General features: G+C 69.5%; 20 protein-coding genes. 13 read left to right on the forward strand and 7 right to left on the reverse strand.

Annotated elements, in window-relative coordinates:
- Entirely contained in the window at positions 1–705 is a 705-nt protein-coding gene (locus C464_RS05560; RefSeq protein WP_006112648.1) for a DUF47 domain-containing protein, read from the reverse strand.
- A gap of 95 nt (positions 706–800) precedes the next feature.
- The gene (locus C464_RS05565) at positions 801–1868 is read right to left on the reverse strand and encodes a phosphoribosylaminoimidazolesuccinocarboxamide synthase (protein WP_006112649.1); all 1068 of its coding nucleotides are present in this window, start codon (positions 1866–1868) and stop codon (positions 801–803) included.
- Between the two features lie 168 nt (positions 1869–2036).
- On the opposite strand from C464_RS05565, the gene C464_RS05570 reads away from it, so the two are divergent.
- Positions 2037–2684 carry a tRNA (cytidine(56)-2'-O)-methyltransferase gene (locus C464_RS05570; protein ID WP_006112650.1) on the forward strand — a complete coding sequence of 216 codons (648 nt, stop codon included), beginning with the start codon at positions 2037–2039 and terminating at the stop codon, positions 2682–2684.
- A gap of 33 nt (positions 2685–2717) precedes the next feature.
- Here C464_RS05570 and C464_RS05575 read toward each other — a convergent pair whose 3' ends face one another.
- Positions 2718–4208, reverse strand: a complete 1491-nt coding sequence (locus tag C464_RS05575; RefSeq protein ID WP_006112651.1) for an ATPase domain-containing protein — start codon at positions 4206–4208, stop codon at positions 2718–2720.
- Between the two features lie 73 nt (positions 4209–4281).
- Between C464_RS05575 and C464_RS05580 the strand changes: the two genes are divergently transcribed.
- A complete protein-coding gene (locus C464_RS05580) occupies positions 4282–5814 on the forward strand; it encodes a PAS domain-containing protein (protein ID WP_006112652.1) in 1533 nt (510 codons plus the stop codon).
- 30 nt (positions 5815–5844) lie between these two features.
- Here the strand turns inward: C464_RS05580 and C464_RS05585 are convergent, their stop codons facing one another.
- Complete coding sequence (locus C464_RS05585) at positions 5845–6810, reverse strand: hypothetical protein (protein ID WP_006112653.1); 966 nt, start codon at positions 6808–6810, stop codon at positions 5845–5847.
- A gap of 149 nt (positions 6811–6959) precedes the next feature.
- On the opposite strand from C464_RS05585, the gene C464_RS05590 reads away from it, so the two are divergent.
- The 5 genes from C464_RS05590 (at position 6960) to C464_RS05610 (ending at position 11414) form a co-directional block, all read left to right on the forward strand.
- A complete protein-coding gene (locus C464_RS05590) occupies positions 6960–7484 on the forward strand; it encodes a transcription factor TFIIE subunit alpha (protein ID WP_006112654.1) in 525 nt (174 codons plus the stop codon).
- Positions 7484–8179 (forward strand): DUF2110 family protein, encoded by a 696-nt coding sequence (locus C464_RS05595; protein ID WP_006112655.1) that lies wholly within the window; start codon positions 7484–7486, stop codon positions 8177–8179. The genes C464_RS05590 and C464_RS05595 overlap by 1 nt, the downstream gene beginning before the upstream one ends.
- A 13-nt stretch (positions 8180–8192) precedes the next feature.
- Positions 8193–8969: a DUF5803 family protein gene (locus C464_RS05600; protein ID WP_006112656.1), complete on the forward strand. Its 777-nt coding sequence runs from the start codon at positions 8193–8195 to the stop codon at positions 8967–8969.
- Between the two features lie 78 nt (positions 8970–9047).
- Complete coding sequence (locus C464_RS05605) at positions 9048–9803, forward strand: competence/damage-inducible protein A (RefSeq protein ID WP_006112657.1); 756 nt, start codon at positions 9048–9050, stop codon at positions 9801–9803.
- Positions 9804–10262: 459 nt separating this feature from the next.
- Positions 10263–11414: an ATP-NAD kinase family protein gene (locus C464_RS05610; RefSeq protein ID WP_006112659.1), complete on the forward strand. Its 1152-nt coding sequence runs from the start codon at positions 10263–10265 to the stop codon at positions 11412–11414.
- A 95-nt stretch (positions 11415–11509) separates the two neighbouring features.
- Here C464_RS05610 and C464_RS05615 read toward each other — a convergent pair whose 3' ends face one another.
- Together C464_RS05615 and C464_RS05620 are read right to left on the reverse strand one after the other, a co-directional pair.
- Positions 11510–13201, reverse strand: a complete 1692-nt coding sequence (locus C464_RS05615; RefSeq protein ID WP_049910914.1) for a Na+/H+ antiporter NhaC family protein — start codon at positions 13199–13201, stop codon at positions 11510–11512.
- Between the two features lie 357 nt (positions 13202–13558).
- Positions 13559–14209, reverse strand: coding sequence for a LysE family translocator (locus tag C464_RS05620; protein ID WP_006112661.1), 651 nt, complete (start codon positions 14207–14209; stop codon positions 13559–13561).
- A gap of 421 nt (positions 14210–14630) precedes the next feature.
- On the opposite strand from C464_RS05620, the gene C464_RS05625 reads away from it, so the two are divergent.
- Positions 14631–15203, forward strand: coding sequence for a maltose acetyltransferase domain-containing protein (locus tag C464_RS05625; protein WP_006112662.1), 573 nt, complete (start codon positions 14631–14633; stop codon positions 15201–15203).
- A gap of 10 nt (positions 15204–15213) precedes the next feature.
- Here the strand turns inward: C464_RS05625 and prs are convergent, their stop codons facing one another.
- Complete coding sequence (prs, locus tag C464_RS05630; RefSeq protein WP_006112663.1) at positions 15214–16068, reverse strand: ribose-phosphate diphosphokinase; 855 nt, start codon at positions 16066–16068, stop codon at positions 15214–15216.
- Positions 16069–16197: 129 nt separating this feature from the next.
- Here prs and C464_RS05635 point away from each other — a divergent pair, with 129 nt between their 5' ends.
- From C464_RS05635 to C464_RS05655, 5 genes are all read left to right on the forward strand, one after another.
- Positions 16198–16854 carry an HVO_0476 family zinc finger protein gene (locus tag C464_RS05635; RefSeq protein ID WP_006112664.1) on the forward strand — a complete coding sequence of 219 codons (657 nt, stop codon included), beginning with the start codon at positions 16198–16200 and terminating at the stop codon, positions 16852–16854.
- 577 nt (positions 16855–17431) lie between these two features.
- On the forward strand, positions 17432–18382 hold the full coding sequence (locus tag C464_RS05640) for a glycosyltransferase (RefSeq protein WP_006112665.1): 951 nt from the start codon (positions 17432–17434) through the stop codon (positions 18380–18382).
- A 204-nt stretch (positions 18383–18586) separates the two neighbouring features.
- The gene (locus tag C464_RS05645) at positions 18587–18892 is read left to right on the forward strand and encodes a putative quinol monooxygenase (RefSeq protein WP_006112666.1); all 306 of its coding nucleotides are present in this window, start codon (positions 18587–18589) and stop codon (positions 18890–18892) included.
- Between the two features lie 76 nt (positions 18893–18968).
- The gene (locus tag C464_RS05650; RefSeq protein ID WP_006112667.1) at positions 18969–20627 is read left to right on the forward strand and encodes a gamma-glutamyltransferase family protein; all 1659 of its coding nucleotides are present in this window, start codon (positions 18969–18971) and stop codon (positions 20625–20627) included.
- Between the two features lie 279 nt (positions 20628–20906).
- A complete protein-coding gene (locus tag C464_RS05655; RefSeq protein WP_006112668.1) occupies positions 20907–22307 on the forward strand; it encodes an ABC transporter substrate-binding protein in 1401 nt (466 codons plus the stop codon).
- Positions 22308–22317: the final 10 nt, after the last annotated feature.

Genomic DNA, 22317 nt, shown 5'->3' on the forward strand with positions numbered 1-22317 from the left:
CTACGACTCGTCCGCGTCCGTGACGATCCCCGGCTCCTTGCTCGCGATCACGACGATCCGGTCGGTGAGGTCCTCGATCGTGTTCGCGAGCTCGTCCAGCAGGATCGCGAGCTCGCGGTGGACGAGCGGCTGGTCGATCGACTCGTCGGCGAAGGCGGTATCGATGGCGTCGTTTCGGAGGTCGTCGCACTCGCTTTCGAGCGCGCGGATCGCCTCGATCCCCTCGGCGAGCGTCTCGGTGGCGTCGGCGCGCGCGAGCCCCCTGACGAACCCCTCGACGACGTCGCCGAGGACCGCGGTCATCTCGGCGATCCGCGTCGCCATCTCCCGCATGTCGGCGAACGGTTCGACGTCCGCGTCGGGGCGCATCATCGCCACCTCTTCGACGATCCGTTCGGTGTGGTTCGCGACCACGTCGAGCTCGTTGTAGAAGTCGAGGAGCGCGGACTCGTTGAAGTTGATCCGCGTGTTCAACAGGCCGATGTCGTCGGGTCCGGCGTCGGTGATGAGCGCCGTGAGCCCGCGGACGAGGTCGTCGCACTCGCTCTCGACGGCGGCTATCTCGGCGACCGTCTCGTCGTACGCGCCGTCGCTCGCGTACTCGTCGAGCGCCCGCGGGAGGAGGGCGACGCAGTCGTCGATCCGGTCGAGGTACGCGACGGTCTGAGATTCGAGGCGCTCCCCGAAATTCGCGTCGGTGGACATGCGCGAATCCACGCGCGTCGGCGGTAAAGAGGTTCCCTCGCGTGTCGTCGATCGTGATGATTCGACGGTCGCTTTCCCCGATTCTCGGGACCGCCCTACAGGGCGTCGACCGCGTCGAGCGCCGCCTCGACGTCGGGTACGTCGAACCACTCGCGGTCGGTGTACGCGTTCGTCCCGGCCGCGTACAGCGCCGAGACCGCGTCGACGACCGCCGGCGGGAGCGGGTCGGGGTCGGGCTCGCAGAGCTCGCGCCAGTCGTCGATGTCGCGGTCGGCGACCGCGGTCTTCGCCGTCTTCACAGCCTCGACCCAGTCGGTGTCGTTCGCCTTGTACCACTGGCGGACGACCTCCTTCGAGATGCCGCGGCCCCCGTAGGAGAACCGGTTCTCGTCGAAGGTGCCGACCACGTCCGCGACCCGGAGCTCGCCGTCGACGTAGAGGCACTCGATCTTGCCGTCCTCGTGGACGAACCCGGCCGCCTCGGCGCGCTCGGTGACGACGCGGTTCACGTCGCGCGCGAGGGCCTCGAGGGCGTCGACGTCGGCGGCCCCCGCGATCCCGTCGGCCTCGGCCCGGGCGAGGTAGCGGTCCTGCTGTTCGTACTTCGTCGAGAACTCCACGACCGGCTCCGGGAGGTCGACCGGCTCGTCGGGCCACTCGCCGTCGGGCCCGCCGAGGTCGTCGAGGCCGAGTTCGGCGGGTTCCGCGCGCGTCCGCAGGCTGGACCCGATCGGGACCCGGTTGCGGAAGACGACCTCCAGCGGGACGAGGTAGTTCTCCCCGCCCGCGGCGTGGAAGGCGTCGTAGTCGTAGCCGGCGTGGAGGCCCTCGTACGGCAGGTCGGGGACCTGCGTCAGGTCGATGGCCATCTCCGTCGGCGGCGCGGTCGCCTCGGCGAGGGGGACGGGGTCCGGCTCGGCTCGGTCGTCCGCCGCGGCACCCGGGTCCGCGACCCCGCGGTAGTGGGTCGGAACGCCGGCGTCCTCCAGCAGTTCGAAGTTGAACGCGCCCATCGCGCAGAGGCTCGCCCCCTTGTGCGGGATCGCGTCGGGCATCTGCCCCCAGTCGAACACCGAGTAGGCGTCCGTGAAGGCGAACCGCCCCCGACCGAGTCCGTCGGCGGTCGCCGGCTCGTCGACGCGGAACTCCTTGACGCTCGTCATGCGTCACACCGCGACCGCCTCCCACATGAAGCTTTCAGTTACGTGGTCACATCCATCCGTTTATTCTCTCTTTGATCCATAGATACGGATCAGATCGAGGAGAACGAGACCGCAGGGCCGCGCGCTCGCATCGAAAGCGACACCCGACTCGCCCCCGCAGTCGGTGGCATGAACGATGCGCGCGAGGTCGTCGTCCTCCGGTACGGCCACCGGCCGGGGCGCGACGACCGCATGACGACGCACGTCGGGCTCACGGCCCGGGCGCTCGGGGCCGACCGAGTGATCTTCCCCGACAACGCCGGACAGTCGGCGGAGACGGTCCGCGACATCACCGGCCGGTTCGGCGGGCCGTTCGCGGTCGAACTGCGCGAGGACCAGAAGGCGATCGTCCGGAACTGGGACGGGGTCGTGGTCCACCTCACGATGTACGGCGAACGCGTTCAGGACGTGGAGGGAGCGATCCGCGAGGCGGTCGGCCTCGACGAGCCGGACGCGCTCGGGGAGGCGTCGCCGCCGCGCGACCTCCTCGTCGTGGTCGGCGGCGAGAAGGTGCCGTGGGCGCTGTACGAGCGCGCCGACTTCAACGTGGGCGTGACGAACCAGCCGCACTCGGAGGTCGCGGGGCTCGCCGTCTTCCTCGACCGCCTGTTCGACGGCGAGGAGTTGGATCGGGAGTGGGCCGACGCTGACCGCCGCGTCGTGCCGGAGGCGACCGGCAAGACGGTGGTCGACGCGGACGGGGCGGAGGGAGGCGAGCGCGGCGACGATGATCGCGGTGACGGCCCGGGTGACGACGACCCCACCGAAGACGAGTGAGGTGACGGTCCGAGCGCCGCGACCGACCCTCGCTTACTCGTCGCTATCGCCGGGCCCTTCTACCTGCCCCGCGTCCCGCTCGACGACCTCCGGGGTCCCGCTCAGGATGCCGCGGAGGCCGGACATCGGCTCGCCGACGGTGATCCCGTGTTCCGTGATCTTGAACTCGCGGATGGTCCGCTCGAAGTCGCTCGTGCGCTTCTTCAACACGCCGATGGCCTTCCGGAGCTCGCCGCCGACCTCCAGGTGCCGGAGGAAGACGATGTTGTCGGCGAGGTAGCTGATGTTCTCCATCGTCGCGTGGAACTCCCCGGTGACGTTCCGCGTCTCGTCGATGAAGACGCCGGTGACGCCCGCGTTCTTGAGGTAGCGGCCGAGCGCGTGCATCTGCTGGAGCATCTGCTCCTCCTCGCCACGCAGCGTCAGCCGATAGCCGGCGATACCGTCGATCATGACGATGTCGGCCCCCTCGCCTTCGACCTCGTCGCGGACCATCCGCGCGAACTCCTGTGGCGACCGCTCTAGCGCCTCCACCTCTATCACCTGAAGCGTCCCCTTCGCCAGCATCTCGTCGACCGGGATGTCGACCGCCCGCGACCGAGCGAGGAACGTCTCCCGGTTCTCCTCGAACAGGTAGATCACGGAGCGCTCTCCCCGCCCCGCCGCCTCCTTCATGAACTGGGTGCTGAGAGTCGTCTTCCCCACGCCGGTCGGGCCGCTCACGATGGTGACGGTGCCGCGCTCGATCCCGCCGTGGAGCAGCTCGTCGATCTCGGGGATCCCCGACGACACCTGCTCGAACGCGAGGTCCTCGTCGCGCGTCCCGGGCTGGAGCGCGGGGAACACCTCCATCCCCGCGTCGGTGATCCGGTAGGCGTGGTCGCCGCTCTGCGTCGCCGACCCGCGGAACTTCGGGACGCCGACCGTCTTCCCGTACGGCCCCGCGTCGAGCCGGATCGTCCCGTCCGTGACGAACTCGAGGTCGTCGGTCGGTAGCGACGGCGTGTTCTGGACGGTGAACAGCACCGTCGCCCCGCGGTCTTTCAGGAAGCGCATGAACCCGACCACCTGCTTCCGGAACTGGTAGTCGTCGGAGAGGAGGAACCGGAGCTGCGTCAGGGGGTCGACCACCACCCGGTCGGGGTCGACCGCCGTCACGCCCTCGACGATCCGGTCGGTCAGCGGCTCCCGCTCGACCTCCGACGGCGCGAACACCTCGTACGACTCGTCCTCGACGAAGGCGTCCGCGCCCGGGCTCAGGTCGAGGAACTCGATCGCGTCCGCGTCGAAGCCCAGCGCGGCCGCGTTCGCCTTCAGGTCGCGGAGGTCCTCTTCGAGGTTGACGAACAGCGCCGTCTCCCCCTCGTCGACGCCCTGCTGGAGGAAGTGGAACCCCAGGATGGTCTTCCCGCTCCCGGCCTGTCCGCGGACCATGTAGCTCCGCGTCGGGACGAGCCCGCCCGACAGCACTTCGTCGAGGCCGGCGACGCCGGTCGACGCCCGTTCGGATAGCGACGGTGTCATATCGTGGTACTCGACGGCGACCGTGATATATATGGGGTAGTTCTTAGTGGTTCCCCGCCTCAGCTACGGTGAGATGGACTCGAAGTCGGACCCGGGGTCCGGGGCGGGCGACGGCAGCGAGGCCGCGGGCCGTCCCGACGAGGAGGCGTCCGCGGACCGCGCTGCGGGCGACGACACCGCCCCCGCCGTCGGCCGAGAGCCCGGCCGCGACCGCGCGACGGTCCTCCTCCTGATGGACGCCGACCGCGACCGCGGGCTCCTGTCCGAGGCCCTGTCCGAGCGGTACGCCGTCCGGACCGCCGAGTCGCCGGACGCGCTGGCGGGCGAGTTCGACTGCTGCCTCCTCGACGCCGGTGCCTTCGAGGCCGCCGCGGACGCGGTCGACGCCCGACGCGAGCGCGCCGACCCCGCGTTCCTCCCGTTCGCGCTGCTGGTGAGCGAGGGGTCGCGGGCGGGGCTCGGTCACGCCGCGTGGGAGCGCGTCGACGACGTCGTCGAACTCCCGGTCGGGCGCCGCGCGCTCGTGACGCGCGTCTCGAACCTGATCCAGCGGCGGCGGACGTCGCTCCGGTTCCGGCGGACCGTCGCGGACCTGCGGCGCAAAGAGCAGGCGATGGACGAGGCCCCGCTCGGGATCACCCTCGCGCGGGCGACCGACGGCGACGACAATCCCCTTGTGTACTGTAACCGGCAGTTCGAGGAGCTGACCGGCTACGGCGACGAGGTGCTCGGCGAGGACTGCCGGTTCCTCCAAGGCCCGGACACCGGCGAGGAGTCGCCGGCCGAGATACGGGCGGCGCTCGACGAGGAGCGCCCGGTGGAGGTCGACATCCTCAACTACCGGGCGAACGGGCAGAAGTTCTGGAACCGGCTCTCCATCGCGCCGCTGCGCGACGCGACGGGCGAGGTGACGAGCTACGTCGGGTTCCAGTCCGACATCACCGAACGGAAGATCCGGGAGCGGCGGCTGGAGGTGATGGCCCGGGTGCTCAACCACAACCTCCGGAACAAGATGAACCTCATCGAGGGGTACGCGGACCTCCTCCGGGACGACCCCGACGAGGAGTCGCGGCGTCGGTCGCTGGACGTCATCACCGAGACGGCCGCGGACCTCACCGGTATCGCGGGCGCCGTCCAGACCGTCGACGAGACGGTCTCCGCGCCCGGGCTCGACGAGCCGATACACCTCCGCGACGAGCTGGTCGAGCTCCGAGACCGGATCCGCAGCCGCTACCCGGACGCGTCGGTGACCCTGTCGCTGCCCGGCGACGGACCGATCGAGACGACGGCCGTCGGCCTGCCCGTCGCCGTCTCCGAGGCGACCGAGAACGCGGTGAAACACAACGAGAGGGAGACGCCGTCGGTCGAGGTGCGCGTCGAGCGCCGTCCGCAGGGGTGGATCGCGATCGAGGTCGAAGACGACGGCCCCGGGATCCCGGACCACGAGACGCAGGTGCTGGAGGCGGGCGAGACCTCGCTGACCCACGCGGACCGCCTCGGCATCTGGCTCATGTACTGGGTCGTGGCGAAGGCGGGCGGCGAGTTCGACATCGAAACGGGAGAGGACGGGACGACGATCCGCCTCGAGGTCCCGGCGCGGCCCTGAGCGACCCGAGGGCGTCCGGACGCCCGCCGCCTACAGCGTCCGCTTCGAGCGGAGCCGCGCGAGCCGCGTCCGCGCCTCTTGCCGGCTCGTCCCCCGCACCCGCCCCGTCTCGGCGTCGGCCATCGAGACGAGTGAGAGCCGGTCGAGGAGGGGCGGCCAGTCGCCGGCACCCGCGGCGTCGCTGGCGAACGCGACCGCGTTCCCGAGCCCGACTCGCCGCTCGGTCCCGGCCCGCGCGACCACCGCGTCCGCGGCGCGGCGGCCCCCGGCGACGCCGAGCCGATCCCCGACCGTCGCGGGGACCCACGCCGGCAGGAGGACCGCCCAGAGCAGGACGCCGGCGGCCGCGTACGCCCACGACGGGACGCGCTCGCGGTCCGGCTCGTACCCGTGGATCCGGTTGACCCGGCGGTCCGCGGCGGTGCGGTCCCCGCGGCGTCCCACGAGCAGGGTCGCGAGCAGCGCCGCGGTCTCGACGGCCGCCAGCGCCGGGAGCGTCGCGGTCGCGAGCAGCGCCTGCCGCGACCGGAGCCTGACGAGCGCGTGGCGCAGCGCGGCGTCGCGGTCGGCCTTCGGGAGGGCGAGCAGCCGCGTCGACACCACCAGCCGCGAGCCGCGGTAGCCGTCCGCGACGGCGACGTTCGCGGCGTCGACGCGGACCGCGGTGACCGCCGGGGCGTCGACGCCGACCTCGGCCGCGAGGGCCTCGACGCGGTCGGCGACGAAGTCGGCGCGGCGGTCGTCCAGGTCGGCGTCCGGGAGGCGCTCGACCCGTCGCTCGACGAGGACCGGACCGAGCAGCGCGGAGAGCGCGGGGCCGACGACGAGGGCCGCGAGCAGCCCGGCCGGCGCGCCGAGCGGGACTAATCCGAGCCCGTCGGGGCCGAGCAGCGCGGCGAGCGGGACCAGCGGGACCGCCGCCAGCACCGCCGGGACCGCGAGGAGCGCGAGGGTCCCCAGCGCGCGTCGGCCCCGGCCGTCGACCGAGTCAGTCATACGGGCGAGTGTGAGCCACGGCGCGTAAAGCTCTGCCGGACCCGCGGGTCGGTCGCGAGCGGTTCGGGGCCCGATTTCCGGCCGGACGGGACGCGTCGCGACCGCGCCTTTCGGAGGTTTTAACCCGATTCCACTACCAGATTCTCGTAATGGCTTTTGAGGATCTACTGAACGACCCCGTCATCCAGAAGTACCTCCACGAGCTGGTGGGGCCGACGGGGATGCCGGTCGCGGCCGCGCCGCCCGACGGCGAGGTCACCGACGAGGAGCTGGCCGAGGAGCTCGGCTTGGAGCTCAACGACGTGCGGCGCGCGCTGTTCATCCTGTACGAGAACGACCTGGCGACGTACCGCCGCGTCCGCGACGAGGACTCCGGGTGGCTCACGTACCTGTGGACGTTCCACTACGACAACATCCCGGAGAACCTCCAAGAGGAGATGTACCGGCTGCTCGACGCCTTAGAGGAGCGCGAGGAGTACGAGCGCACCCACGAATTCTACCTCTGTGAGGTGTGTTCCATCCGGTTCGAGTTCGGCGAGGCGATGGACTTCGGCTTCGAGTGCCCCGAGTGCGGCTCGCCGCTGGAGGCGATGGACAACGACCGGCTCCGCGAGGCGATGGACCAGCGCATCGAGGAGCTGCGCGACGAGCTCAACGCGGACGTGACCGCCTGATGGTCGTCCTCGCAACGAAGTGCTACGTCGAGGGCGACGCCCGCGACCGCGCGCTCGACGGCATGACCTCGCTCGTCGCCAACGACGTCGGCGAGCTCGACGTCGACTGGCAGGTCGGCGTCCGCGACGACGACTTCGTCCAGGTGGACGTGACGGGCGAGGACGCCCCGGTCGCGCGCAACGTCCTCGCGGAGACGTGGGGCGAGATCGTCGCCCACGACGGCGGCCTCGAAGCGGGCGAGACGTACGTCGGCACCCTCGAATCGTGGGACGACGTGGGTATCACCCTCGACGCCGGCGTCGACGTGTTCGTCCCCGCCGACGAGCTGGGGCTCGGCGTCGGCTCGCCGGAGCAGGTCGTCGAGCGGTTCGGCCTCGTCCAACACCTCCCGATGCGGTTCGTCTACGGGGGCGACGCCGGCGACCCGGACGCGGAGCCGACCCGACTCGCCGACGCCGAGCGCGACCGCCTGTACGACTGGCAGCGCGGCGACGGCCGGGTGAACGTCAACTCGGCGACCCGCGGCGAGACGCGCGCGACGGTGAACCGCGCGGGCCACGCGCAGGACATCGTCACCGTCGATCGGCTGGGGCTGTTGGAGCAGAGCATCGTCTGCGCGGAAGGGACCGACCCGCCGGGGCTGCTCGCGGCCATCGGCTCGTACCTCCCGGCGGAGATGCGCTGCGTCGTTTGAACGGAGAACATACGTGAACAGACGCTTCGCGCTCGCGGTGGCGACGGTCGCGCTCCTCGCTGTCAGCGCCGGCTGTCTCGGCTACGCGACCGGCGGCGGCGAGGTGACCAACGAGACCCTCGACGCCGAGCCGCCGCACGCGTACGACTTCGACACGAACCGCGACGCCGCGTTCAACCTCACCACCGACGCGACGTACACCGTCGTGTACGCGGTGGGCGACGGGGAGGAGATCCGGCTGTACCGACAGACGCCGTACGCCGGCGACCAGCCGCTGGAGTTCGAGGCGTTCCGCTACCAGTACCCCGACGGCGAGGTGATCACGGGCAGCGAGTTCCGCGAGCGCGGCGGCGAGATCGAGCGCACGACCGACGAGACGTGGATCCGCTTCGCGGACGACATGAGCGGCGGGAAGGCGGCGTTCTCGGGCGCCGGGTCGCCCCGTCGGTTCAGCATGCGCGCGTACGTCGACGGGTCGTACGCGGTGACGCTGCCGCCGGACTTCAGCACCGAGGTGCCGATCGTCGGGCACGTGTCGCCGCGCGACCACACGGTCGAGACGGTCGGCGACCGCGACCGGATCGTCTGGGACGAGGTGACGGGCGGGTCGATCGTCGTCCAGTCGTACCGCGAGGGCGACCTCGTTGTGTTCGGCGTCATCCTCGTCATCGCCGCCGTCGCCGCGGTCGCGGGGACGCTCTACTTCCGCCGCCAGCTGGAGGCGCTCAGGGAGCGCCGGCGCGACCTCGGCCTCGGCGTCAACGAGGACGACGACGACGGCCTGCTCTGACGGGCGCGCCCGGTCGCCGTCGCCGCTCCCCCCGCCCGCGCCGCGGTCCTTTTCTACCGCGCCCCGCTTGAGTCGGGTATGAACGCCGCCGTCGTCACCGTCGGGGACGAGCTCCTCGTCGGGGACACCGAGAACACGAACGCCACGTGGCTCTGCGACCGCCTCGACGCCCGCGGGGTCGCCGTCAGGCGGGTGACCGTCGTCCCGGACGAGGTCGCCGAGATCGCGCGCGTCGTCAACGAGTATCACGCCGAGTACGACGCGGTGATCGTCACCGGCGGCCTCGGCCCGACGCACGACGACGTGACGATGGAGGCCGTCGCGGCCGCGTTCGGCCGCGACTTGGCCGAGAACGCGGAGGCCGCCGCGTGGCTCGCCGAGCGCGGGTACAGCGGCGGCGACCTCGCGGCGGAGACGACGCACCTCCCCGCCGACTGCCGGCCGCTGCCGAACGAGGCCGGAGTCGCCCCTGGCGCGGTCGTCGAGTCCGTCTACGTCCTCCCCGGGGTACCGGGGGAGATGAAGGCGATGTTCGAACTGGTCGAAGACGAGTTCGCGGGGACGCTGACCCACGTGCTCACGGTCGATGTCGACGAGCCGGAGAGCGAACTGCTCGACCGGTTCGCGTCGCTCCGGGAGCGCTTCGACGTGCGCGTCGGCTCCTACCCGGGGGAGGTCGTCAGCGTGAAGATCACCGCCGAGAGGGAGGCGGAAGCGGAGCGCGCCGCGGCGTGGGTCCGCGAGCACACAGACGCGGTCGAGCCGAGGCCGGTCGGAGAAGGGTCGGGGTCGGTCGAGGACCGGGCCGAAGACGTCGGAGACGAGACGGACTGACGGCCGCCGGCTCGGTCAGCGGTACAGGTACGCGACCCACACGGCGACGAGCGCGAGGCTCGCGAGCAGGACCGCGCCCGCGGTCGCGCTGATCGGCAGCGGCTCCGTCACGGCGGCTTCGAGTATCATATCTCGGAGTTTTCCCGGGGCGTATTAAGCGTTGATTCTCGGCGGGCCGGCGCGCCGTCGCGGTCGGGCCGTACGGGCGCGAAAACGGGACCGGAAGACGTGGGCGTGGGGCGGCTACCGCGGGAGGGATCCAGTCCCGATGAGACGAGCAGGTCGCCGATGGCGGGCTCGTTCCACCGGCGCTCACACCTACGAGCGGACACCGGTTGGTTCCCGTGTCCCGTTGTTGCGGGGCTTTATGAGTCGATCCGGCGAGCCGCCGGTCTCGGGAGCCGCCGCGCCGCGGCCGGACGCGTCTGTCTTAAGGGGCCGGCGCGGCGAACGTCTGTCATGCACGTGGGGATCGCGGTGAACCCGGTCGCCGGGATGGGTGGCCGCGTCGGACTGAAGGGAACCGACGGCAAGGTGGCCGAGGCGGTCGAGCGGGGCGCGGAGCCGCGGGCACCGGACCGCGCGCGGCGGATGCTCGACCGGTTGGCCGCGGTCGCGCCCGACGCGACCGTCTCCGTGGCGGCCGACCCGATGGGCGAGTCGGCCGTCCGCGACGCCGGCTTCGACCCGGTCAGCGTCGTCGACCCGTTCGGGGGCGAGACGCCCGACCCGACGGCGACGACCGCGGCGCACACCGCGGCGGCCGTGCGGGCGTTCGCGGACGTGGACGACGGCGGGGCGGATGTCGGTGACGAGGCGAGCGACGGCGACGAGCCCGCCGCCGCCGACCCCGTCGACCTCGTCCTGTTCGTCGGCGGCGACGGGACCGCCAGCGACGTGGCGGCGGCGCTGGAGGGGACCGACGTGCCGATGCTCGGCGTCCCGGCCGGGGTGAAGGTGTACTCGTCGGTGTTCGCGGTGTCGCCGGAGGACGCCGCGGAGGTCGCCGCCTCGTTCTCGCGGACCGAGCGCAGGGAGGTGATGGACATCGACGAGGACGCCTACCGCGAGGGCGAGGTCCACCCGGAGCTGCGCGGGGTCGCGCACGTGCCGGTGGCCGACGACCTCCAGTCGTCGAAGCAGACGGCGAGCGGGACCGTCGAGTCGCTGGCGGAGGGCGTCGCGGCGGACGTCCGCGAGCGCGACGGCGAGGGGATCACCTTCGTCCTCGGTCCCGGCTCGACCGTCGGCGCGATCAAGGACGAACTCGGCTTCGAGCCGTCCCCGATCGGCGTCGACGTCTGGCGCGACGGCGAGGTGGTCGTCCGCGACGCGACGGAGGCGGAGATACTCGACGCGCTCGGCGAGGAGAACGTCATCGTCGTCTCGCCCATCGGCGGGCAGGGGTTCGTCTTCGGGCGCGGCAACCCGCAGATCTCGCCGGCCGTGATCCGGCGCTGCGACCTCCGAGTCGTCGCGTCGCGCGCCAAACTCGACGACGTGCGCGCGCTCCGCGTCGACACCGACGACCCGGACCTCGACGACGAGCTGGCGGGGTGGGTCCGCGTCCGCGTCGGGAAGTTCGAGACGCGGATGATGAAGATCGTCTGACGCGGCCGGTCGTTCGCGCGGGTCGAAGACGTAGATGCGAAGCGGATGTCGGAACGCAGCCGGTGGGCAGAAAGGAGTCAGCGGGCGATGTCGATTCAGGTACCTACCGCCGCGAATGCGAACACGAGCGCGAGGTACGCAGCGACGATGACAACCGCCAGCACCGGGACCAGCGTGAAGTGGTCGTGACTTCCGTTGTTGCCGTCGACCTCACCGCGTTCGATGGCGTCAACGTCGACCTCGCCGGATTCGATGGCGTCGGCAGACGGCATCACTTCGGGGAGCCCCTTGCGTCTGGCGTCGAACTTATTCAGCGCGAACACTAGGACCGTCGTCAGAACAAGCGCTAGTGGCAGAGCGATGTAGGCCGTCTGGAGACCCAGACCGTATAGTATGAGCACGAACACCGTGACTACCGCGGCAGTTCCCGCGAACGGTATCTGGGTATTTACGTGGTCGATGTGATCAGAGCCCGAGAAGATCGACGACATGACGGTCGTGTCGCTAATTGGCGAGCTGTGATCACCGTAGATGGCGCCGCCGAACAGCACTCCAACGAGTACGGGGAGAATAGAGGGACCGACCAGTTCATACCCCAGCGGGATTGCTAGCGGAGTCAGGATGGCCATGGTTCCCCAGGAAGTGCCGGTCGTGAAGGCGACGAACATCGCCGCGAGGAAGATAATTACTGGAAGGAAGCTCCCGGGGACGCCGCTGCCGACCATCGCATCGACGATAACCTGGGCGGTGCCGACCTCCTCGGCAGCCAAACCGATCGACCACGCCAACACGATGATCGCGATGGCGATGTTCATCGTTTTGAATCCCTGGATGATGGTGTCGCTGGCCGTTTCGAGGTCCATTGTCCGGTAGCCGAGCGCGCCGATAAAGCCCGACATCATGAACGCGAAGGAACCGTACAGAAGACCGAGAGCCACGTCAGTCTCTTGGAACGCCTTCGAGATGCTGACGCCAGGGTTGTGGCCGCCACCGAGCCACCACATGGAGACCAGGCTAACAACGAGCAACACCAGGATAGGGCCGAAGAAATTCACGAGCGTCGGATTCGTATCGCTGGGTTCGCCGACGTCCTGCGAGACGTCCGACAGCGGCGTCGCGTCCTCCCGAATAGTCCGACCGGTGGAACGCGCCCGCCACTCGGCGTCGAGCATCGGGCCGAAGAACCGCTGGGTGATCGCGATGAACCCGACCATGAAGAACGCCATGAAACAGTAAATGTTCCACGGGATGCTTTGGAGGAACAGTCCAAAGGGGGTCATCCCGAGTTCCGAGGCGGTGACCGTGGCGGCCTCGAAGCCGGCGATAATCATCGATACCTGGTAGCCGATCCAGGATGACACCGGCCCGAACGTCGCCACGGGCGAAGTCGTCGAGTCGAGTGCGTAGGCGTGCATCTCTCGGGAGGAGCGGTTCTCCTGAGCGAGATCCCGTGTGGCGTTGCCCGTGACAATCGTGCTGGTGTATGAGCTGAAGAAGATGAATACCCCGATAAGCCAGGTGAGGATCTGCGACTCGCGAGCGCTGTCGACTCGGTCGCCGATCCATTGCTCTAGTGCCAGTATGCCGCCGGAGCGGTGAATGAACGCCGCGCCCGCTCCCATGAACATGATGAGGATGATAAACTTCGTGTTGAACGGTGTCCGAAATACCTCGACAAGCCAGTCCATGGTGAGTGATGTCGCAGCGATGGGATTCCAGCCCGCCACAATCATCGCGCCGATCCAGACGCCGGCGAACAAGGAGACTAACACCTGCCGTGTCGTCATCGCCAGTACGATCGCCAGAAGCGGCGGTGCCAATGCCAAGAGACCGTAAGTTGTGGTGGTCACAGACAGGATTGAATATTGGTCCATGAAAAATATTCGTATATATCTACAACGGCTTCCGTGTGATTCCGGAATATCCTGAACTCTCTCCGGTCGAAGTAAATCATGAAGAATGTTTCCTAAACAGCCATATTAGTCATGTATTCTACAGGTGATATGTATATCGCTCTGTGGACACGTCCACATCGTGTGTGGTGTTTCTACCAATAATCCGCCGTTCGCTCTGGCCGTGTGAGAGACAGAGCGTGGGTCTCGCGCGCTAGCGCCGTGCGAATAGGATTATCACGATTTTCGGGGTTACGCACCAGGCTGCTTCTCGGTTACGAACTTTAACCCGAAACCGATCAGTACGCTACCGCTCGCGTACTGTATGAATCTGGAAATTCTCTTGGAGTCCACGATAACGTGTCGTACCCGACTGGCGAATGCCACCACGATCAGGAGGTACAAGACGCTAAGAGCGGCGTAGGTCACACCCAGGATCGAAATTTGGAGAGATACGCTTGCGGTTTGTGAGATGAACTGTGGGAAAAAGGCCAAGACGAAGACGGCAACCTTGGGATTGGAGACATTGATCGTCACTGCTTGCCTGTATGACCGTCTGAGTGAGGTGTTGTTTTCAGAGAGTGTACTCCGAATCTCGAAGTCCTCGTCGTGTCGGAATCTCTGAACGCCGAGGTAGACGAGATAGGCGGCGCCGAGGTACTTCACGACGGTGTAGGCGAGCGCCGACGTTCGGAGAACCGCAGCTAAGCCGAGTACCGCTGCTGTCGTATGAACGAGAACACCTGTTGCCGTTCCACACGCGGCGGCCGCTCCAGCATAGTGCCCGTGACGGAGGCTCTCCGTCAAGGTGTATATCGTATCGGGACCGGGAGAGATAATGACCACCATCGCCGCCGAAACAAACGTGACAAGGGTCGTGTGGTCAAAAACGAGTACGTTCATTTAAAAGAGGCTGTTGCGGGATCTTCAGCCCGGCAATACGGGATGGTTTCCTGTCAAAACGGTCAACTGGGGGTGAGGATCTGTATTCAGCACAGATATTCTATCAGCTACCGCGGATTTCAGCGAAGCCAAATAAAAAGGGCTTGATCCTCTCACGATCCATGGGAGCAGTCTGCTCTATTGGTTCCGAGGACGACTCGGCAATCGCGGTCTCTGAGGGAGTGATTGTTCGTGTCTCGGTCGTTGAAGTATACACTGATCAGTTCGGTGGCCCCGAACTTCGTGTCTCCCTGCTGAGACTCCGTCACGAGATTGCGGTAGATCATAAATATCGGCCGGCGACACGCGACTCAATTTATAAATTCCGACCGTTGACGCCGCCGACGGACAGCTCTTTGTCGGTTGCCGCGCCGGGAGTCGTATGGGACGCGAGAAGGAGCGGATGCTGGCCGGCGAAGCGTACGACCCGTCCGCGCCCGAGCTGGCCGCCGACCGCCAACGCGCGCGGGACCGCTGCCGCCGGTACAACGCCACCGCCCCGACGGAGACCGAGCGCCGCGAGCGACTCCTCCGGGAGCTGTTCGGCGAGATCCGCGGCGACGCGACCGTCGTGCCCCCGTTCCGCTGCGACTACGGGTACAACGTCGGGGTCGGCGACGACTTCTTCGCGAACTGCGGTTGCGTCCTCCTCGACGTCGCGCCGGTCTCGTTCGGCGAGAACTGCCTGCTCGGCCCGGGCGTCCACGTCTACACCGCGACGCACCCGATCGACCCCGACGAGCGCGCGGCCGGCCGCGAGTTCGGCGACCCCGTCGCGGTCGGTGACGACGTGTGGATCGGCGGGCGGGCGGTGATCGCGCCCGGCGTCTCTGTCGGCGACGGCGCGGTCGTCGCGGCCGGTGCCGTGGTGGTCGACGACGTGCCGGCGCGGACGGTGGTCGGCGGCAACCCGGCCGAGGCGATCCGGCGCGTCGACGGAGAGAAAGGGGAGTAGTCGCGCGGCGTCAGTCCAGCGCGTCGGCCAGCGCCGGCGCGACGCTGACGACGCTACAGCCCCGCTCGACGGTGTCGCTGCCGAGGATCCGGTCGACGCCGGCGGCGCGGAGCTTCGTCACCGCGTTGGCCACGAGCACCGGGTGGACGCAGGCGGTCAGCACCCGCGCCGCGCCGCGGTCGGCGAGGACGGCGACCGACTCGCTCATCGTCGACCCGGTCGCGATGATGTCGTCGACGACGACCACGTCCCGGTCCGCGACGGTCGCGTCGGAGGGCGACACCGCGACGGCCCCGGTCTCGCGGTCGCGGTGCTTCTCGAAGAAGTCCGTCTCGCCGGCGCCGTACGCGTCGCGGACGGTCGCGGCCACGTCGATGGCCCCCTCATCGGGGGAGAGGAAGAGCGGGTCGGCGAGGTCCGTCGGGAGCGGGTCGGCGAGGGCGGCCGCGGCGTCGACCGCCTCGACGGGGACGTCGAAGAAGTCGGCGACGCTCGCCTCGTGGGGGTTGACGAGGCGGACGCGGTCGGTCCCGGTCGAGACGGCCCTCGCCATCGCGCGGGCGGAGACCGGCTCGCCGTCGCCGAACGACGCGTCCTGTCGCGCGTAGCCCATGTACGGGATCACGGTCGTCACGTCGGTCGCGCCGGCCTCGCGGACGGCGTCTTGGATCTGGAGCAGTTCGACCCACGCCTCGTCGGAGTCGGTCGTGGCGACGATCACGGCCTCGTCGGCGTCGAAGTCGGGCACCGCCGCGAGCCGCTCCCCGTCCGGGAACCGGTCGTAGGTCGGCGTCGCGAGCGCCCGGCCCGCCTCCGCCGCGAGCGCGGCGGCGAGCTGCTGTGAGCTGGACCCGGGTACGATCATGGGCGACCGTTCCGCGGACTCCGGTAAACCAGTTTCCTTACCGCGCCGGCCGCCGAGCGCCACGCGAGCGCGGCCCACACCGACCGCACAGGGGCGGATATTTACGGACGCGGCGGATACGACCGCCTAATGAGCGACACCGAAGCCGGCGCGCGCGTCGGGCTCCCCTGCCCGTCGTGTTCGCCCGCCGAGCCGACCGTCCACGAGGTCCTCAGCCCGGGCGGGCAGGCCACCGTGCGCTGTACCGAGTGCGACCACACCCACAAGACCGAGATCCCCGAGGAGGAGACCGTCGCCGTGACGATCGTCGTCTCGCAGGACGGCGACTCGTTCACGACGACGATGGACGTGCCCGCCGAGGGGGACGTGGGCACCGGCGAGGAGTTCGTCGTCGACACCGACGAGGCGCTGATGCAGGTGCGGATCACGGGGATCGAACTCGGTCCCGAGAACCGCGTCGAGGAGGCGGACATCACCGACGTGGAGACGCTGTGGACCCGCGCGGTCGACAACGTCGCGGTCCCGGTCACGCTCCACCCGAAGGACGGCGACGCGGACCAGACCCGGTCGCTGCGCGTGAACGTCCCCGGCGACTACGAGTTCACCGTCGACGAGACGGTGGAGTTCGGCGGGGAGGAGTTCACCGTCGAGGGGCTCCACATCCGCGAGGACGCGCCCGAGTACCGCCACGAGAAGCTCGACCACCCCGGCGACCTCGCCTACGCGAAGGACCTCAAGCGGGTGTACGCCCGCGACGAGACGCTGACCGCGTGGTCGGCCTGGTAGGAGCCCCTCCCCGCGGCGATCCTCATACCAACATAAACAATTATGAAGGATACGCACGTTGTGTGTGACGTGCCGCCCGTAGTACACGACTGACGCACGCTCGACGGCGGGGACGACCGGTCCCGGCGGTCCGAGCACGCGCGAGGCGACGCGGACCGAACAGCCCACCGACCGATCGGGTCCATCCACGGAATCGGCCGCGAGCGACGCGCCGGACGACCTTCCGACCGCCGCGGAGGCGGTCGCGCAGGCGGCGGCGACGTTCGGCCCGTCGGACACTCGACGGATCGGGAACGGGACCGACCGCTGGAACGAGTACGCCGGTTCGTCGCACTGACCGCGCGGCCGGATCCTTTTATCCTCCGGCGCGACTACCGACGAGCGGCCGATGACGAACCACCGCTCCGAGCCGGACTCGGCACCCGGCGACGACGAGCCCTATGAGTACCGAGGCCGTCGCTTTTCATCCGCACCCCCGTGAGGAAGGGTGCCCGTTCGTCGCCCGAGAGCGACGGGAGGTATCACGCCGGGAGCGGCCGGACGTCTATGTAGCTCCGGCCGTATCCACAGGTAGAGGATGTCGAACCGGAGCGCGGTCGACGGGAGCGTGAGCGTCGTCCTCCCGACCCGGCGGTGGACGACGGCCTGCGACGAACTGGTCGAACAGGTGGCCCGGGACGACGAGTTCATTCTCGCGTGCGACGGGCCCGACGATCCGGTGGTCGAGGACGCGGCGGGCACCCCCGCGGAGGTAGTCGTCGCCGGCGAGCCGGAAGGGTGTTCCGCGAAGTGTAACGCGCTCGCCGCGGCCCTCGAGCGGGCGACGGGCGAGCACATCGTCTGTACGGACGCCGACTTCGAACACGGCCCGGAGTGGCTCCAGCGGGTCCTGCGCCACCTCGCCGATGCTCCGCCGGACCGCGTCGTCTCGACCGCTCCCGTCCCGATCAGCGACGGCCCGCTGCTGAAGCCGTTGGAGGGGCCGGGCGCGATCGGCGCGGCGCTGACGACGCTTTTGAACACGACCGCGTGGGGCGGAACGATGGCGTTCCGCCGCGAGGCGGTCGACGTGGACGAGTACGTCGCGGACCTCAGGCGGACGGTCAGCGACGACGCCCTGCTCACGGACCGCGTCGAGGGCGTCGAGTCCGTCCCGGACCTCGTCCGGGAAATGCCGGTCTCCGGCACGCTCGAGGAGACGCTCGATCGTCAGGTCCGGTGGACGCGAACGGCGCTGTACCTCGATCCCGGCGGACTGGCCTTCGGAGCGCTGATACAGCTCGCCGTCGTGACCGGGACGCTGCTGGTCCCGCTCGTGACGGTGCCGCTCGTGACCGCGGTCGCCGGCCTCGCGTACGCCTACTTCGGCCTCAGGCGGTGGACGTTCCTGCTCGCCGTCCCGGCCTACGTCCTGAGCCTTCCCATGCTCGTGTACGGGCTCGCGCGGACGGAGTTCGACTGGCAGGGCCGCCGCTACCGCTGGACGGGGCTGTACGACGTGGACGTCCTCGACCGCGACGCGGAGTGACGGACAGTTGAGGCCCCCGGCCGAGCCGCGGGTCCCGAGGCAACGCGTTCGGAGCGCATCGAGCGCCGGCGTGAGCCGGGTCGACGGGTCGACGGGCCACCGCCCGTCGTCGGCCGTCAGCCGAGCCGACCGTTTCCGGGTCGCCGCGTCCGGATACCCGGCGCCACGGGGGTTTTACGCGTCGCAGCCCACCGTTCAGACGAAATGTCCGACTCCGAATACGCGCTTCAGGCGCGGCTCGAAGCGAAGCCCGAGAAGGCCGACGAGGTGGCCGAGTTCCTCGAGTCCGCGCTTCCCGCGGCCGAGGCAGAGGAGCAGACGACGACGTGGTTCGCGCTGCGCTTAGACGAGACCGCGTTCGGCATCTTCGACACGTTCCCCGACGAGGCGGGGCGACAGGCGCACCTCGACGGCGAGATCGCGGCGGAGCTGATGGAGCGCGCCGACGAGCTGTTCGTCGAGGACCCGCAGATCGACGAGGTCGAAGTGCTGGCGGCGAAGCACTCCTGAGCCGCGCGGCCCCCGGTATCAGAGACCGGATAGATCCGGTCGGTGGTTTATCCTCCCGCGCGTCGGACGGAGACCCATGGAACCAGACTTAGATCGGTTCACCTCGCGGCGATCGACCGTGTACGGGGAGCGCGGCGTGGTGGCGACCAGCCAACCGCTGGCGAGCCAGGCGGGGATCGAGGTGTTGCGCGAAGGCGGGAACGCGTTCGACGCCGCGGTCGCGACCGCCGCCGCCCTCAACGTCGTCGAGCCCACCTCGACCGGGCTCGGCGGCGACGTGTTCGCGCTGTACCGGACCGCCGACGGCGAGGTGGGCGCGATGCGCTCCTGCGGCGGCGCGCCCGCGGACGCGACGATCGAGAACGTTCGGGCGGCGCTCGCCGAGGACGAGAACGCGGACTCGTACTACCCCGACGACGGCGGCTACGCGGTCGACGACGCCGGCGAGGCCGGGATGCCGTTCTACGGGCCCCACGCGGTCACGGTCCCCGGAACCGCTCGCGGCTGGGAGGCGACCGTCGAGGAACTGGGCCGGCTCGGCCTCGCCGACGCGCTCGCGCCGGCGATCCGCTACGCGACCGAGGGGTACCCGGTGTCCGAGGTGATCGCCTCCCACTGGGCGAGCGCCGACGCGCTGTTCACCGACGACCACGCCCGCGAGGCGTTCCTGTTCGACGACGAGCCGCCGGGCGTCGGCCAGACGGTGACGCTCCCGCGGCTCGGCGAGTCGATGAAGCGGATCGCCGAGGAGGGGGCGGACGTCGTCTACGAGGGCGAGATCGCCGAGGCGATCGCCGACGAGGTCCAGTCGCAGGGCGGGTTCATGACCGTCGACGACCTCGCCGGCTTCGAGGTCGAGTGGCCGGACCCGGTGTCGACCACGTACAACGGCGCGGAGGTGTACGAGCTCCCGCCGAACAACCAAGGGCTCATCGCGCTGGAGGCCCTCGACGTCGCGGCCGAGCTGGGCGCGGGCGAGTACGACTACGACTCCCCCGAGCGCGTCCACTACTTCGCCGAGGCATTGAAGCGAGCCTTCCATGACGGCCACCGCTACATCACCGACCCCGAGTACGAGGAGGTCCCACCGCTCGCGTCGGCCGACTGGGCCGCCGAGCGCGCCGCCGGCGTCGGCGAGACCGCCTCCCACGACGTCTCCTTCGGCGTGCCGAACGCGAACGCGGAGGACGCCGACACCGTGCTGCTCACGGTCGCCGACGACGCCGGCAACGTCGTCTCCTACATCAACTCCCGGTTCGCGGGCTTCGGCTCCGGGCTCGTCGCCGGCGACACCGGCATCGCGCTCCAGAACCGCGGCGCGTCCTTCTCGCTCGACCCCGACCATCCGAACGCGCTCGAACCCGGCAAGCGGCCCTTCCACACGCTCATCCCGGGCGTCGTCCGGTTCGACGAGGACGACTGGGCGGCGTTCGGCGTGATGGGCGGGTACATGCAGCCGCAGGGCCACGTCCAGCTGATCTCGAACCTCGTCGACTACGGGATGCCCCTCCAGCGCGCGCTCGACGAGCCGCGGTGGCGCTACCGCGAGAGCGGCGAGCTGGCGCTCGAACCGCACTTCGACGACGACGCCGCGGCGAAGCTGGTTCGGAGGGACCACGACGTGCGGACGCTCTCCCCGGTCATGTTCGGCGGGGCGCAGATAGCCCGCAACCGCGACGGGGTCCTCTCGGCGGCCACCGAGCCGCGGAAGGACGGGAACGCGCAGGGGTACTGAGGCGACCGCGGGTGGCGGAGAGCGGCGGCGTCGGTGTCGGCCGCCGCGACGGTCGATCCCGGTTCGAGACGTCGTTCGGTCCGCGTCCCGTCGCGCTCTCGCGAACACGTATCAGCGGGTGGGAACGACCGGCGTTTCAGACCGTCGCCAGCGCTGTCCGAAACGCTCTGAGCGCACGCCAGACCGCGTGAGAAGCCGTCTGACCCCGGCGACTCCGCGGGGGTGGTATTTGTGGTCGTGGATACACTTATAATGGCTCGTATGGTATACGCTCACAGGATGAAGCGAAGAATCCAGCGACGCGACGTACTCAAGGGTGCCGGGGCGGTCGGCATCGCGGGGCTCGCCGGCTGCTCGACGGAGAGCGGCGACGGCGGCGACGGCTCCGACGGCGGCGACGGGATGGACGGCGGCGACGGCTCCGACGGCGGCGACGGGATGGACGGCGACGACGGCTCCGACGGCGGCGACCAGAACAACGTCCCGGACGCCGTGATGGTCGTCGGCTTCCCGCAGTCCGGTATCCAGCTGTTCCGCGACTTCTACTCCGACTTCGCCGGGAGCGCACCGGACCTGGACATCATCGTCCCGGACGGGCTGATCGACAGCGACCTCCCCGGCGAGGTCGACAACGACATGAACAACGTCATTGGCACCGCCCCCTCGGCGGGCGGTCCCGGCGCGGAGTTCTTCACGTCGTCGTACGAGGAGGAGTACGGCGAGGGGCCGGGCGTGTTCACCGCGCAGGCGTACGACGCGATGGCGGTCGAGATACTCGCGGCGACCGCCGCGGGCGAGAACAGCGGCGAGGCGATCCGCGACCGGGTCCGGACCGTCGCCAACCCCGGCGGCGAGGAGTTCGGTCCCGCGGACCTCCCCGAGGCGGTCGAGACGGTCGCCGGCGGCGACCCGGTCCACTACGTGGGCGCGTCCTCCAGCGTCGACTTCGACGTCAACGGCGACATCTCCACCGCCGCGTACGACATCATCGACTTCCAAGACGGCGAACTCGTCACCCTCGACACCGTCGAGTTCGGCAACGAGCTCTCCGACGAGGATCAGAACGCGACGGCCGCGGACCCGGTCGGCGTCGACTCCTTCACCGCCCGGATCGGCGTTTTGATGCCGGAGACGGGCGACCTCGGGCCGCTCGGCGTCCCGATCCGCGACGGTGCGCTGCTCGCCGCCACGCAGGTCAACGACGCGGGGATCAACGTCGACGTCGAGACCCGCGTCGAGGACACCCAGACGGACCCGCAGGCGGGCATCTCGGGGGCGAACGCGCTCGTCAACGCCGGCTTCGGCGCGGTCGTCGGCCCGGCGTCGTCGAACGTCAACCTCCAGGTCTCCGAGCAGGTGTTCATCCCCAACGGCGTCGTCGGCGTCTCGCCGTCGTCGACCGACCCGAACGTGACCGATCTGGAGGACAACGGCTACATCTTCCGGACCGCGCCCTCCGACCTGCTTCAGGGGCCCGCGATGGCCGACCTCGCCGTCAGCGACACGGTCGGCGCGTCGACGTCCGGGACGCTGTACCTCAACGACGCCTACGGCCAGTCGTTAGAGGAGTCGTACGTCAACGCCTTCGAGGAGCGCGACGGGACGGTCGACCAGCGCGTCTCCTTCGAGCCGAACCAGGCGACGTACACCAGCCAGTGGTCGAGCGTGCTGAACCAGTAAGGGCTCGTCC

Origin of the sequence: Halorubrum coriense DSM 10284 (genome assembly GCF_000337035.1) — an archaeon.
Classification (GTDB): Archaea; Halobacteriota; Halobacteria; order Halobacteriales; family Haloferacaceae; genus Halorubrum; species Halorubrum coriense.

Bases quoted from the DNA above. Each gene is read 5' to 3' on its own strand.
- C464_RS05580 (WP_006112652.1), top strand. From the start codon at position 4,282: ATGGACTCGAAGTCGGACCCGGGGTCCGGGGCGGGCGACGGCAGCGAG.
- C464_RS05650 (WP_006112667.1), top strand. From the start codon at position 18,969: ATGGAACCAGACTTAGATCGGTTCACCTCGCGGCGATCGACCGTGTAC.
- C464_RS05560 (WP_006112648.1), bottom strand. From the start codon at position 705: ATGTCCACCGACGCGAATTTCGGGGAGCGCCTCGAATCTCAGACCGTC.
- C464_RS05570 (WP_006112650.1), top strand. From the start codon at position 2,037: ATGAACGATGCGCGCGAGGTCGTCGTCCTCCGGTACGGCCACCGGCCG.
- C464_RS05610 (WP_006112659.1), top strand. From the start codon at position 10,263: ATGCACGTGGGGATCGCGGTGAACCCGGTCGCCGGGATGGGTGGCCGC.
- C464_RS05565 (WP_006112649.1), bottom strand. From the start codon at position 1,868: ATGACGAGCGTCAAGGAGTTCCGCGTCGACGAGCCGGCGACCGCCGAC.
- C464_RS05640 (WP_006112665.1), top strand. From the start codon at position 17,432: ATGTCGAACCGGAGCGCGGTCGACGGGAGCGTGAGCGTCGTCCTCCCG.
- C464_RS05615 (WP_049910914.1), bottom strand. From the start codon at position 13,201: ATGACGACACGGCAGGTGTTAGTCTCCTTGTTCGCCGGCGTCTGGATC.
- C464_RS05605 (WP_006112657.1), top strand. From the start codon at position 9,048: ATGAACGCCGCCGTCGTCACCGTCGGGGACGAGCTCCTCGTCGGGGAC.
- C464_RS05585 (WP_006112653.1), bottom strand. From the start codon at position 6,810: ATGACTGACTCGGTCGACGGCCGGGGCCGACGCGCGCTGGGGACCCTC.
- C464_RS05625 (WP_006112662.1), top strand. From the start codon at position 14,631: ATGGGACGCGAGAAGGAGCGGATGCTGGCCGGCGAAGCGTACGACCCG.
- C464_RS05590 (WP_006112654.1), top strand. From the start codon at position 6,960: ATGGCTTTTGAGGATCTACTGAACGACCCCGTCATCCAGAAGTACCTC.
- C464_RS05620 (WP_006112661.1), bottom strand. From the start codon at position 14,209: ATGAACGTACTCGTTTTTGACCACACGACCCTTGTCACGTTTGTTTCG.
- C464_RS05645 (WP_006112666.1), top strand. From the start codon at position 18,587: ATGTCCGACTCCGAATACGCGCTTCAGGCGCGGCTCGAAGCGAAGCCC.
- prs (WP_006112663.1), bottom strand. From the start codon at position 16,068: ATGATCGTACCCGGGTCCAGCTCACAGCAGCTCGCCGCCGCGCTCGCG.
- C464_RS05655 (WP_006112668.1), top strand. From the start codon at position 20,907: ATGAAGCGAAGAATCCAGCGACGCGACGTACTCAAGGGTGCCGGGGCG.
- C464_RS05595 (WP_006112655.1), top strand. From the start codon at position 7,484: ATGGTCGTCCTCGCAACGAAGTGCTACGTCGAGGGCGACGCCCGCGAC.
- C464_RS05635 (WP_006112664.1), top strand. From the start codon at position 16,198: ATGAGCGACACCGAAGCCGGCGCGCGCGTCGGGCTCCCCTGCCCGTCG.
- C464_RS05575 (WP_006112651.1), bottom strand. From the start codon at position 4,208: ATGACACCGTCGCTATCCGAACGGGCGTCGACCGGCGTCGCCGGCCTC.